Origin of the sequence: Clostridioides sp. ZZV15-6597 (genome assembly GCF_020657815.1) — a bacterium.
GTDB lineage: Bacteria > Bacillota > Clostridia > Peptostreptococcales > Peptostreptococcaceae > Clostridioides.
In genome coordinates this window covers 22091-36815 of the sequence record NZ_JAGWCT010000039.1, presented here as the reverse complement: position 1 = coordinate 36815, position 14725 = coordinate 22091, and the positions used below count along the sequence as shown (strand labels likewise).

Annotated in this window: 10 protein-coding genes; 3 read left to right on the top strand and 7 right to left on the bottom strand. The window is 27.5% G+C overall.

Features of this window, described 5'->3' with window-relative positions:
• Window positions 1–138 precede the first annotated feature (138 nt).
• Window positions 139–2367 carry a YhgE/Pip domain-containing protein gene (locus KGF52_RS10640; protein ID WP_227840154.1) on the top strand — a complete coding sequence of 743 codons (2229 nt, stop codon included), beginning with the start codon at window positions 139–141 and terminating at the stop codon, window positions 2365–2367.
• A 207-nt stretch (window positions 2368–2574) separates the two neighbouring features.
• Complete coding sequence (locus KGF52_RS10635) at window positions 2575–3144, top strand: TetR/AcrR family transcriptional regulator (protein ID WP_227840153.1); 570 nt, start codon at window positions 2575–2577, stop codon at window positions 3142–3144.
• Window positions 3145–3428: 284 nt separating this feature from the next.
• Here KGF52_RS10635 and KGF52_RS10630 read toward each other — a convergent pair whose 3' ends face one another.
• Complete coding sequence (locus KGF52_RS10630; protein ID WP_227827333.1) at window positions 3429–3728, bottom strand: rhodanese-like domain-containing protein; 300 nt, start codon at window positions 3726–3728, stop codon at window positions 3429–3431.
• A 207-nt stretch (window positions 3729–3935) separates the two neighbouring features.
• Here KGF52_RS10630 and KGF52_RS10625 point away from each other — a divergent pair, with 207 nt between their 5' ends.
• The gene (locus KGF52_RS10625; protein ID WP_227840152.1) at window positions 3936–6980 is read left to right on the top strand and encodes a serine hydrolase; all 3045 of its coding nucleotides are present in this window, start codon (window positions 3936–3938) and stop codon (window positions 6978–6980) included.
• 189 nt (window positions 6981–7169) lie between these two features.
• Here KGF52_RS10625 and KGF52_RS10620 read toward each other — a convergent pair whose 3' ends face one another.
• The 6 genes from KGF52_RS10620 to KGF52_RS10595 all read right to left on the bottom strand — a co-directional run bounded on the left by KGF52_RS10620 (window position 7170) and on the right by KGF52_RS10595 (window position 14656).
• Window positions 7170–8444 (bottom strand): 4Fe-4S dicluster-binding protein, encoded by a 1275-nt coding sequence (locus KGF52_RS10620; protein WP_227840151.1) that lies wholly within the window; start codon window positions 8442–8444, stop codon window positions 7170–7172.
• Between the two features lie 224 nt (window positions 8445–8668).
• Window positions 8669–11233, bottom strand: coding sequence for an ABC transporter permease (locus KGF52_RS10615; RefSeq protein WP_227840150.1), 2565 nt, complete (start codon window positions 11231–11233; stop codon window positions 8669–8671).
• Entirely contained in the window at window positions 11234–11911 is a 678-nt protein-coding gene (locus tag KGF52_RS10610; RefSeq protein WP_227840149.1) for an ABC transporter ATP-binding protein, read from the bottom strand. It lies immediately after the preceding gene.
• Window positions 11912–11990: 79 nt separating this feature from the next.
• A complete protein-coding gene (locus KGF52_RS10605) occupies window positions 11991–13241 on the bottom strand; it encodes a sensor histidine kinase (protein ID WP_227840148.1) in 1251 nt (416 codons plus the stop codon).
• Entirely contained in the window at window positions 13228–13932 is a 705-nt protein-coding gene (locus KGF52_RS10600; protein ID WP_227840147.1) for a response regulator transcription factor, read from the bottom strand. The genes KGF52_RS10605 and KGF52_RS10600 overlap by 14 nt, the downstream gene beginning before the upstream one ends.
• Window positions 13933–14200: 268 nt before the next feature.
• On the bottom strand, window positions 14201–14656 hold the full coding sequence (locus KGF52_RS10595) for a hypothetical protein (protein ID WP_227432827.1): 456 nt from the start codon (window positions 14654–14656) through the stop codon (window positions 14201–14203).
• Between the last annotated feature and the right edge of the window lie 69 nt (window positions 14657–14725).

Genomic DNA, 14725 nt, shown 5'->3' with positions numbered 1-14725 from the left:
ATTTATAGCATACTATTATATATAATATATATGTATTAAAATTAAGACAAAACTTTAACTTTACTATTTGTGTAAAAAGTAATATAATTTAAAATTGATTATAAATCTAACTTTTTTATCTATTAAAATATTCAGGAGGTGAGACATTTGAAAAAAACAAATGGTTTAAAAGAAGTTTTAAACTGGAATAATATGAAAAATTTAAGACCTTCAAAGGGTTTAAAAAATATATTAGAAATTTTTAAAAGCGACCTAAAAGATATACGTGGAAATTATGCAGTACTTATAATAGTTGTAGGACTTGCTTTTTTACCATCTTTATATGCTTGGTTTAATATAAAAGCATCTTGGGACCCATATGGGAGTACTGCTAATATGCTTGTAGCAGTAACAAATGAAGATAAAGGTAATGAGATAGCAGGACAGAAAATTAATATCGGAGACCAGTTAATTGAACAACTTAAAGATAATAAAAGTTTAGGTTGGCAGTTTGTAGATGAGAAAACGGCTCTTGAAGGTGTTAAAAAAGGTACTTATTATGCATCACTTAAGATTCCAAAAAATTTCACAAAAGATTTAACTTCCCTAATTACAGATGATGTTAAAAAGGGTGAACTTATCTATACAGTAAATGAAAAGATAAATGCAGTTGCACCAAAGATTACTGACAAAGGAGCTTCTGCAATACAGTTACAAGTTAATCAAACAATAATAAAGACAGTGAGTGAAATAGTTCTTGGTGTATCAAATGGAGTTGGTGCAGGAATTGAACATGGACTTCCAAAACTAACAAAGGTTGAAAGTTCTCTTATCGACCTTCAAAAAAGATTTGACCATATAAATAAGACTGTCGATTTAGCTGCTGATGCTACTTCAAAGCTATCAGGTACAGTTAAAGATATTAAAGCTGATTTACCTACAATTAAAAAGACTTTAAATGATACAAAATTATTATCAAGTGATGTAAAAAAATTCTTAGAGGATACAAATAACAATGTAGACGAACTTTCTCCACTTATAAAGTCTGATTTAAATTTAATGGTTGACCTTTCATCTTCTGCATCTTCTCTTACATTAAATTTAATTGATGCAGTGAACAGTGGAAGTGAAGATGTACCTAAATTGATAGACAATTTATCAGAAAAACTTTCTAACTTACAATCTTTAAATGATACTTTAGAAGATTTTTTAAGTAAATTGAATCAGCTTACATCAAACAATAGACTGGATGATGTAATAAATAGCCTTGAAGATTCCAGCAATAAAATAGATTCTTCTATATCAACATTAAATGATATTAAAGATAAGGTTATATCTGGACAACAGCCATCTATAAGTGCCTTAAATAACGTTTTAAGCTTATCAAATGGTATAGGAAGAATTAATTTAAATCTTTTAAATAATTTTGACTCAAAAATATCAAAACCTATAAACAGTATATTTGAAAAAAGCATAAATGTAGCAAATGATATAATTACTGTTTTAGATAAAGCAGAAGCAAAACTTCCAAAGGTTGAAGAGATTCTTACTACTTCTTTAAGTCTTTCAGGAAATGCACAAGAAAGTATATCATTAATAAGAGAAAAACTTCCTTTGGCAAAAGGAATGTTAGATGACTTAGTTGATACTTTAAGTAAAATTAGCAATGGTGAAGATATGAAAAAGCTAGTTAACTTACTTGAAAGTGATATATTGACAAAATCAAACTTTTTAAAGGAACCTGTTGAAGTAAAGACAGAAAAATTATATCCAATTGCCAACTATGGTTCTGCAATGACACCATTTTATAGTGTTCTTTCTACATGGGTAGGTATATTACTGCTTTCAGCATTATTATCTACATCTGTACATGGAAACTATAAACCTTATGAGATTTATTTTGGAAGAGGACTTACTTTTTTAAGTATAGCTCTCGTTCAAGGATTTATAATTGGAACTGGAGATATATTATTATTAGGAGTAACAGCAGAACATCCAATTTTACTAATAATTCTACTCATGTTTACTAGTATGGTGTTTAATTTTATAGTTTACTCTTTAGTGTCTGTATTTGGAAATATAGGAAAGGCAATTGCAATAGTACTACTAGTCGTACAAATTGGCTCTTCTGGTGGTACATTCCCTATACAAGTTACACCTACATTCTTCCAAAGAATAAATCCTATAATGCCATTTACTTACGCAATAGGTGCCACAAGGGAAGCTGTTGGTGGTATATATCCTCCAAATTTAATTAAAGATATATTAGTATTACTATTATTTATGATTTTGTTCATCTGCTTAAATGTACTTCTAAAAGGTCCTATAAATAGAGTTATAAAACCATTTAACAAAAAATTTGGTGATAGTAATTTAACTGGACATTAGACACTTTATTATATATTTAAAAATCCTATAAAAATAATCTATAGTTTAAGTTTATATTAAAGGTAGTAGCTTCTCAGTTACTACCTTTTTCTAGTTTCTAGTTAATAAGCTATCCCTCATAATTACTTATAAATGACTGATATTCATTCATTGACTTTCAAAATGCCATATGCTATTATGTACTTGAAATCAGAAGGAGGATGCTATATGCCACGTATTACTAAAGAACCTAATGAGCGTAGACAAGAAATTTTAGATACTGCAATGAAGTTATTTTATGAAAATGGATATGAAAAAACTTCTATTACTGATATTGCAAAATATATGAATGTTGCACAAGGTTTGTGTTATCGTTATTTTCCATCAAAAGAAATCTTATTTGATAGTGCTATAGACCAGTATGCACAAACTTTAGTAGATAAAATGCTACCTATACTAAACAATAAAAATAAAACATTGAAACAAATAATTGAAGAAGCACCAACATTTATTGATATAGAAACTGATGATAATCTTTATTACAAAGTATGTCATGGAGAACAAAACAAAAAAATTCACGACCAGTTATCTTTGAGAGTCTGCGAGAAGCTTGTGCCAATTGTAAAAAAACAAATTGAACTAGCTAATTCTCGAGGAGAAATTAATATTCCTGATTCCGATACAACAGCATATTTTTGTGTATATGGTCAACAAGGTATATTACTATGTAATGACATTTCTAATGATGAAAAAATAGAAAGAATTCGTTCTTTCCTAACTCATCTTATGAATGTTTAAATATATATCTGCTCAACAATCAGAGATACATATATTTTACAAACATAATTTAGCATTACATTCTATCTTTTACTTCTATTCTAAAGATATACAGATTGACACTTTTTATATCACTCTGTATATCTTTAGATGAACTTGCAGTTACATTAATCCTTTGTAGTTCTCTTCCTCTAAAAAATAAATATCACTTTTACAGATATTCTAGCTTTATTTTCTTTATAATTTATAAAAGCATATCATAAAAATTTAATATTAAATTACTTCACCTAACACAACCTAAGCATTTAATTCATATAATCAGTTATTCCAGATTTTAAGTTATACAAATTCTTAAAACCTTCTTCAGCTAACAAATTACATGCAGTAACACTTCTATGGCCACTTCTACAATAAACTATTACCTTTTTATCCTTATAGTCATAAATTTCATCTATACTATTAATTAACTCTTGTAAAGATATGTTTATCGCATTTTCTATTTTACTTTCATTAAATTCATCTTTAGTTCTTACATCTAACAATAAAATATCTTTTTCATTTTTCATCATTTCCTCAAGTTGATTTTTATTTATAGTCTTGTACATAATTTAAGATTCCTCCATTTTATTTATATATTACTTATACCCTTTATTTTTTATCAGATAACAAAATATTATATTTTTATTTTTCTCATATATATAAAATGTATACTTATCATAAATACACTTTTCTCAAACAATAATCTGTTGATTAAAACAATTAAGAATGTTATGCTAATTATAATTATTAAAAGGGAAAAGAGGTAATTTAATATGTTTAAGCAAAGATTATGTAAGTTATTATCTAGCACATTAGTACTTAGTATGCTATTTACAGCCGCTCCAAGTATTACTTTTGCTGATAATGATACACAAAATAGCTCCGATAAGTATCAAAGCTCTGATATAGAGTTAAATGATTATAGTAAAGGTTCGGAGTCTTACACAAAAACTAGAGCTCTTGCTAAAGAAAAAATTCAAACTTTATTATCTAAATACGGCGCTGTAAGTGCTCAATATGCTTTAATTGATAATGGTAAAATTGAGATTTCTGGAAATGGTGGAGTATACAGCAAACAAGATAATAAAAATTTAACTAAGGATAATATGTACAATATTGCATCTATCAGTAAAGTATTTACTACAACAGCTGTTATGAAGTTGGTTGAAGAGGGAAAATTAAATTTAGACACTCCTGTAGTAAATTATATACCTGAATTTAAAATGGCTGATGATAGATACAAAGAAATCACTCCAAGAATGTTATTAAATCACTCATCAGGGTTAATGGGAAGTAGTTTAAAAAATGCCCTTTTATTAGGAGACAATGATTCTTATGGCCATGATAGTTTCTTAGAAGAATTAAAGAAACAAAGATTAAAAGCTAAGCCAGGAGCTTTTTCTGTTTATTGTAATGATGGATTTACTTTAGCTGAAATTTTAGTAGAAAAAGTATCTGGTATGTCATTTACTAATTTTCTTGATAAGTACATAAATAATCCACTTAACTTACAAAATACAAAAACTCCAGAAAATAGTTTTGATAGTTCAAAACTTGCAAAAGCCTATGTGCCTTATTGGGAAGATGCTGTTCCACAAGATAACTTTAATACTATAGGTGCAGGCGGTTTATATTCAAGTGCAGAAAACCTATGTACATTTGCACAAACATTTATGAAAAAATCAAATGGAATTCTTTCTCCTGCTTCAGTAAAAGCTATGGAAAATAAAGAATATTTAAATGGTCTATGGCCTGAGGGAGAAGATTCTATACTTGGATATGGTTTAGGATGGGATTGTGTCAACACTTATCCATTTAATCAATATAATCTAAAAGCACTTACAAAAGGTGGGGATTCCTTATTATTCCATAGTAATCTTACAGTGCTTCCAGATGAAAATATGGCAGTTGCAGTTGTTTCTTCTGGTGGAAGTAGTCAACTTAACGAAGTAATTGGGCAAGAAATTTTACTATCTGCATTAAAAGAGAAAGGTAAAATTAAGGAAATAAAACCTGATAAAACATTTAGTAAGCCACAACAAGTCAAAATGCCAAGTTACTTAAAGGAAAATAGCGGTCTTTATGCTTCTTCAAATATGCTAAAAGTTGATGTTAATGATAATGGTACTCTAACAGTATCTTCTCCTTACATAGAAAATGGACCTGAAGATAAATATGTATACATAGGTCAAGATAGATTTGTATCTGAAAAAGGTAATAGTTGCCTAAAATTTGTAAAAGAAAAAAATAATATCACATATTTAAATATGAGCTCTTATGATGATGTTCCTGGATTAGGTCAGACAGCAAGTTTATACTATGTAGCTCAAAAGGTAGATAGCAATAATATATCAAATAGTGTCAAAGAAGCCTGGGAAAAAAGAGGTGAAAAAGGTTACTATCTAGTAGATGAAAAATATACTTCTCAACACTATATGTTTGGTTCTGTTAAAGCAATTCTTGGTATTTCTGATAAAACTCCAGGTTTTTTAGCTAATACTAAAATAGTAGATGAGAATAATTCAAATGCTTTTATAGAAATCCCTGGTGTAATGGGTCGTGACTTGAGTGATATTAAACTGTATAAAGAAAATGGTACAGAATACTTAAAATTCGCAACACAAACATATGTAAGTGAAGATTCCCTAACTAGTTTATCATCAGAAAAATCTTCCACATATCAAATAGATTCAAATGGCTATGCAAAATGGTATAAAATTGGTGATGATATAGCAAATAAAAAAATAGAAGTTAATCTTCCTCAAAATTCATCTTTTGCAGTTTATGATGATAAAGGAACTCCTGTAAACTACTCTTTAGTGACAAAGAATAATAGAGTTAGATTGCCAAAAGGAGGAGTAATAGTTTTCTTAGGAAGTCCAAATGCTAGATTTGAAGTTACATACCAAAATGAAGTAAATGCAAATGCGCTAACAGGAACTGATAGATATGAAACTTCTATTAAGATAAGCCAAGCAGGTTGGGAAAATGCTGAAAACGCCGTTTTAATAAATGACTCTGCAATTGCAGATGCTTTGGCTGCAACACCATTCGCATATAAAAAAGATGCTCCTATATTATTGACTGGAAGCTCTCAAATAAATGAAAAGACTTTAGCTGAATTAAAGAGATTAAAAGTTAAAAATGTATATGTAATTGGTGGTGAAGCTTCTGTAAACGAAAAATCTTTAGATACTATAAAGTCAGATAATATCTCTGTATCTAGAATTTCAGGAAATGATAGATATGAGACTTCTCTAAATCTTGCTAAAGAATTAAAAGGAATTAGTAATATATCAAAAATATCAGTAGTTAATGGTGAAAAAGGATTAGCAGATGCAGTAAGTATTGGTGCAACATCAGCTCAAAATGATATGCCTATAATACTTACTAATGACAATAGCAATATAACTGAAATAAATAATTTATTCAAAGATAAAAAAATAGATAAGTCTTATATAATTGGTGGAGAATACACAGTTTCTAAAAATATAGAAAGTAAACTTAAAAATCCACAAAGAATATCAGGTAGCACTAGAAATGAAACAAATGCAAAAGTAATAAAAGAGTTTTACAAAGATTCTAATATAAGCAATCTATATGTTGCTAAAAATGGAATCAACAAACAAGATGATTTAATAGACGGTTTATCTGTTGGGGTTTTAGCTGGAAAAACTAAATCACCTGTAATACTAGTAGGAAATTTACTAGACTATAGTCAAAAAGAACTATTTAAAACAATGAGATTTAAATCAATAACACAAATCGGTGGAAATGGAAATGAAAATTCATTTAAACAAATTAAAGAAATAGCTTAACATTTTAAAACGGGCTATATTCAAATAAAATTATTTGAATATAGCCCGTTTTTATTTCAATTATAAAATGTATATCTATAAAAATAAAGCTTAAATATTTCATTCTTTTTACTACTGATAATATACCTCATGATAAGTTTCTTTAGTCATAGATAAGTCAAAATACTTTGAGTATTTTTAAATTAATCTTTATTTATCATTCATACTTAGTAATTTATCTAAGTATACTGACTTTAATTGCTTACTAGCCAAAACTTTTTTAGCTGGTTCAAGTTTTAATATGGCTGATAGTATCGCTCCCATAGCTCTGTGACTAGCTAAGGCATTATTATCAAAAATTAAATTTTGTAATTGGCCTTTCTCGATTGCCATGAGAACTGCTCTATGTACTGAATTTGCAGGAGTTATTATTTTTTCATCTCTCTTTAATAGCATAATACTATTTTTGTGACAATTTCTAACACAAACTCCACAACCTAGACATCTATCCTCATCAATTTTTATATATTCTTTATCATTTTCTTTTACTTTATTTATTGCATCTATTGGACATGCAGTTATACATTTACCACACTTTACACAGCTTTCATGGTTTATATTTGGTATAAAACTAGTTGTTTGCACTGGATGAAGATTTCCAAATCTTTTTGCTGCTACTAATGCCTCACAACAGCAACCACAACAATTGCATATAAATGTAACTCCTTTTCGAACATTTTCTCCACATTGAACTAAATTATGTTCATATGCTTGATGAAGTAATTCCTTACATTCTACTTTATCTACACGTCTTGCAAATTTATTGTTTATTAAAGAATTAGCTACATTGTCAAATGTCATACATATATCCATAGGAGCATCACAGGCTTTTCCAACATGTTGCATTCTATGTCTACAATAACACATACTTATACCTATATGAGTCGATTCATCAATTATATGAGTGGCTCTTTCATAATCTAAAATACTTACTTCATTATCATTAGTCAATACTTCTTCTTGAACATAAACTCTTCCAAGTTTTGTTTCTGTTGAATAAAATAAATCTTTAATAAAGTCTTCTTCCACATTCATATACTGATAGTAAAGTTCTGATAAAAGTTTTTGGTCTATATCATGTCTTGTTCTCATCATGGCAAACTCAAAAAAACCAGCCATTGGAGGAGGCATTATATATTTTTTACCTTTTTTATCTTCTATATCTAGTATTAGTGCCCTGCTAGCTAGCTTATCTAACACCCTATATGCTTCACTTTCACTTATACTCCAAATTTTAGCTGCTGTTTTTACTCTAAAAGGCTTTATTGGAAGTTGTGCCACTAATTTTGCCTCTTGCTCTGTAAAAAGTACATTTAATATTTTGTATAATGTATCGGATGGTGGAGCACCCTGTGGAAATTTATTTATTCTTTCCTCTAAGCTTTTATACATGTTTTTAGCAGTTATATGAGAAATAGTAATCACCTTCTTTTTCTTTTGTTTTCCAATAGAATCAAATATCTTTCCTTATTATCTAAACTCCTACTTTATATAATACCAATTCTTTCTAAATAGTTAAATACCTCTAGCAATTTATTTATTAGATTTCTTATATAAATAAAAACCGTTTAATCAGCATAATTATAGTTTATACCAATTAAACGGTTTTAATAATAATTTATATATCTATAAATTATTTTTATAGTATTTTATATACTTTCTTTTCTTATATTATCTATTATATTCTCCTTATTTAATTTATTCATAGGTATATATGCTGCTATAAAGGTTATTATAAAAACACTCACTATACATATGCCAATTGCTGCCCATGGTATAACTGTAGAAAATTCAATTACACCTGAAACTAATTTATTCATAATTAATATCATCCCAATACCAATTGGTACGCCAAACAATAAAGATAAAATACCATAGATAAAACTTTCTAAGTATATCATTTTTCTAAAGCCTACAGGAGTAACACCTATTGATTGTATTATCGCTAGTTCTCTTTTTCTTAGATTTATACTTGTACTTACTGTATTTAGTATATTTGTAACACTTACTAGAGATATCACTACTATAAACCCATATACAAAAACTTTAATAGCTTTTAAATTTTGCTTTGCACTTTTGTCACTTGTATTTTCATCATGGAAATTGACATTATTTTTCTTAGCCAAAGACTCTATACTCTTCCTAGTCTGAGCACTCCCCCCTGAGTCAATAAAAACAATACCTTTCTCTAACTTTAAATCCATATTTTCAGCAACCTCATCATAAGTTATAAATTGCAACCCCATATTTTGATAACCCATTCCTAGACGTTCTTCATCTGTTATACCAAGAATTTTTATGTTTACTTTTTTCTTTGAATCATTTTCGCCAGTATATTCACAAATTATAGTATCTCCAACTTTGTAATTAGTTAGCTCTACTACTCCTTTCTTACCCTTTGTTTCAAAGTAACTTTTTCTAACAAATATCACTCCATTTTCTTTAATCGCTCTTTCTTTGTCAAAAGAACCTTTTATTAAGTTTTTTGTTTTATTTTGTATCGCAGTTTCTCCAGGAAAAATTAATTCGTTGTTGTTAAACTCATATTCATAACTATCTCCAACCTTACGTTGTTGATAATAATCCTTAATTAGATTTTCTTTAGATTTATTTATTTTATCCTTATCTACTCCTATAGAAATATACTCTCCTACAGCTACTTCAAAGTTTTTTATTCCAGATATATTTTTTAGTTTATTTATAGTATCATCCATAGACTTGGATATTTGTCTTGAACTTAAATATAAATCGTAGTTTCTCTGAGAATTTCTGATTTCTTCACCTTTTAAGAAATTCGCCATAAATCCGCTAAAAGATATAAATATTACTATACTTACTATTAAAGAAAAAAGTGTCACAATAAATTTCTTTCTATTTCTTCTTACACTTTTATATGCAAGTACACCTTCTGTTCCAAAAACTAATCTAATAAGTTTCGAATTTTTAACCTTACCTACTTTGTAATCTCCACTGCTCCTTATTACACTAAGAGGAGAAATATTAGAAGCTGTTATTGCAGGTAGGAGAATTGATATGAAAATTGTAAGCAAAACAATTATTATACTGATAATTATTATTAATGGATTATATACTATTTGTAAACCCATCTGTGATACAACTGATTCCGTAAGATATTTATTTATAGCTTTAAATACTAAATCTATAGCTACTGTTCCAGACAATAGACCTATTGGTATACCAATACAGCTAATTATAATACCTTCAATAAAAACTAATCTTTTAATTTGGTTAGTTGTAGCTCCTATAGAATTTAATATTCCAAACTGCTTTTTTCGTTCAGTTATAGAAATACTAAAAGAATTATATACTGTAGCAATTGTACATATAATTACTAAAATAGTTACCATAGTAATTATAGCTTTTATAGAACTATTTATATTTGCATACTTACTAGCTCCTTGTAATCTCAATAAATGTTCATTGTATTTTATCATTTCAGAGTTTGATGCTTTATCTTTATTTGTATATATATTATTACTTATTTTTCTTGTTATTTCATATATATCTTTAGGATTTTTTGCTGTTATTGATATATTCACTGTCTCTTTCTTATTATCTATAGGATTAAAGTAAGTTAAACCAGTAGCAATTTGGTCAGTGAGTTCAAATCCTGGTCTTTTAATTATACCTACAATTTTAAACGTCTTTTCTTTTTCATTTGCAATATAATCTCCTTCATGAAATACACTCATATCATCAATTTTTTTGTTATTTCTATCAAGCACGTCACCTACTTTTAAGGTTATCTTATCTCCTATTTTTAGCTTTTTCTCCATAAGATTAACTATATTTTCACTTAAAATAATTTCTCCACCTTTAGCTGGGAATCTACCTTCTTTTATAGAAACTCTATATCCTTCCATAGCATTTTTATCATATTGTTTAATGCTTAATATACCGTTTACAGTATCTTCTATTCTAGAGTATCCAAGTTGATTAGTAAGTGCATAACTTTTTATCTCAGCTGATTTTGTTACATAGTCTATATTTTTTTTGTTTACATTGTAGAATTTAGCATGATAACTTCCATCATTTTTTATGGTCTCTCTTATTTGATAATCCATAAAACTTTCAAATATGTTACCTATACCACAAATTAATGCAGTTGAAAGTATTATTCCAATTATAGTCACAATAGTTCGTCTTTTATTTTGTTTTAGGTATCTAACAGTTAGGGATGTATATAGATTCATTTACATCACCTCATCACTTTTTATAATTCCATCTTCTATGCCTATAATTCTATCCGCCTGAAGTGCTATGTTTTTGTCATGAGTTATCATTATTAATGTCTGATTGTATTTTTTTACTGATACTTTTAATAGTTCTAGTATTTCTTTTGAGTTTTTGCTATCTAGATTACCTGTTGGTTCATCTGCTAATACTATAGATGGTCTATTAATTAAGGCACGCCCTATAGATGTTCTTTGTTGTTGACCTCCTGATAATTGATTAGGAAGATGATTTTCTCTATCGCTTAGACCCAATGTTTTCATTAAATCATTCAAGTATTCTTTATCAATCTTTCTATTATCAAGTTCTGCTGGAAGTAATATATTTTCCTTAAGATTTAACACAGGAATTAAATTATAGAATTGATATATAAGACCTATATTTCTTCTTCTAAAGATTGCCAAATCCTTAGTTTTTAGATTATATATATCTACATCATTTATATAAACCTTACCACTAGTAGGTCTATCAACACCTCCCAATAAGTGTAATAATGTACTCTTTCCGCTTCCACTTGGCCCTGTTATTGCTATGAACTCACCTTTTTCAATAGACAAGCTTACATTTTTTATTGCATCAACTTTTGTTTCATTTTTACCATAGCTTTTAGTTAAATTTTCTACTCTTAAAATTTCCATAACAACCTCCAATATTTATCTTCTATACTTCATATATTAGACTCAAGCTATTACTATAAAGTGAATTAAATATTACAGATTAGTCACTATTATCACCATATATCTTATGAAATACTATATGAAATTCCGTTCCTTTACCTTTTTCACTATTTACATAAATATCTCCATTTTGGCTTTCTATTATGGATTTTGCCATTGCAAGCCCTATGCCTACACTATCCTCTTTTGAACTACTTTTCCCTCTATAGAAACGTTTAAAAATATGTTGTATATCTTTTTTATCTATGCCTTCACCATCGTCTTTTATTATTAACTCTGAAAATAATGGATTTTCTTTGTAAATTATAATTATATTTCCAAAATCAGGAGTATGTTCTATACAGTTTTTTATTATATTTACTAAAGCCTCCACTGACCAATCAATATCACCAACATAAGATACATTATCATTTCCTTCTATACTTAACTTTTGTTTTTTAATCTCCATAGGTATTTTCATTGGTTGCATTGCTTTATGTATAAGTTCACTAAATTTTATTTTTTCTTTCTTAAACTTTATAACTTTAGCTTCCACTTTTGATAATTTAAGCATACTTTTAATCAACCAGTCCATACGATTCAGTTGATTTTTTATCTTGTCTAAAAAGTCTATTTTTACTTCATATGGTACATCATTATATAATAAATCGCTTAGTATAATTAAGGAAGTCATAGGAGTTTTCAACTGATGTGATATATCTGAAATTGTATTATTTAAAAATATTTTTTCTGATTTTAAAAGTTCAACTTTTTCATTAAGAATTGTTGTCATCTTCAATAACTCTGTTTTTAAAAGACCTATCTGCCCTTCTTGATTTCTATTTTTCATATCAAATTCTTTTCCCTCTGAACTGTAGTAAACATACTTAGTCATATCTGATAAATCATTATACATAGTTTTAAAGTATTTAAATATCAACATAAATATCAACATAAAAATTATACAAACCAAGATTATATTTATTTTTATAGTATTTGAAAGTAATTTAGAAGTAAGAGGCTCAGAATTTATTTTAATAGTTTCATCATAGTTATACTTACTTAATACTTTTTCACCAGATTCTACATTTTGCATGGACTTTCCTTGAGTTATTATATCTACGATATCACTTTCTAGTTTGGGATACTTGTTAACTAAGGTTCCTATTATTGCTTGATTATTTTTTACAATCATATTTTTAGTTGTATTTATATTGATTACACTAAATCCAGTTGATAAAAGAATTACCATCAGCATTAAAATAATGTATTTACTAAAAAAGTTCTTTACTTCAGGATTATATAGAAACATTATTTTCACTTCCTATCCATTTATAACCTAGTCCTCTTACAGTTTCTATGTAAATTGGTTTACATAAATCATCTCCTATTTTTTCTCTAAGTCTTTTTATATAAACAGTTAAAGTATTATCGCTAACAAAATCATAAGTTACATCCCAAAGCTTTTCTAATATTTGAGTTCTACTCAAAACTGTATTTTTATTCTGTATAAGAATTAAAAGAAGCTTATATTCAACAGATGTCAGAAATATTTCTTTGTCATTTTTATATACTCTAGCTTCTAATGTATATATATTTAAATCTCTAAATTTGAGTATCTTCTTATTTTCTTCTACAGCATCACCTTTTCTTCTTAAAACAGCTTTTATCCTCGATATTAATTCTCTAATTCTAAAAGGCTTTGTTATATAATCATCCCCACCTATATCAAGACCCATGACAATGTTTACTTCTTCATCACAAGCAGTTAAAAATATTATAGGAATCTGAGAAAACTTTCTTATATACTCACAAAATTCATATCCTGTTCCATCTGGTAACATTACGTCCAGCAGTACCATACTATATTCATTAGAAGATATCATTTCTCTCCCACTTGATAAATCCTTTGATATATCTACACTAAATCCCTCTTGCTCGAGTGCATACTTTATTCCAAAAGAGATAGTGCTGTCATCCTCAACTATCAATAACTTTAACATAACTAGTTCCCTTCTTCACATTTTAATTTAAAACTATTTATATATACCACTTTTATTATACACAATTGTTTTAGATACTAAAATATATTTAGAATTACAAAATAGTCACAAACAATTAATAAAAAACATAAAAATAAAAATGCAAGTTGACACTTAACTATTTTAGAAATAATATAGATTTTTCTCAAGTTAAGCTACAACTCACATTTTAGATATTTAATTTTATATAAACTAGCATTCTCATCTATTTCACTATTTAAAGCTTCCTTTATTCTTCCTCATATTTTTTATATTCTTCTTCTTTATAAATATTATTTTTTTTGTCATCTTCATGTAAATCAATGTCTTTTTTATCATTTTTAACACTATTTACATAATGCATCATTTCTTCTTGAGAAACATGTGGACAATTTTCACAATTTATTCTTCTTGAATTAAATTCTCTTACTTTTTTTTTTAGTTCTTCATATTCATAATCTTGTTTTTTATCACTACAATCACATTCATAACCAAATTCATCATATTTATAGTCATTGTATTGATTATTTCCATAATACTCTGTATCAATCATTTGAGACATTTGAGATTTAGACTTAATGTTTTTTATCATCCTATAAGTTGCATATGCACCCACTCCTGTAATCACGGCTCCTGCAAACATCATTGGCTTACTCATTCCATCATCTTTTTTATTCATTTGTCTTTTAATTAAATATGTTAACATATTTTTTCTCCTTTCTGATTTCTATTTATAGATAGTATCTGTATTATTTTGATAAAAATTATGTTATTT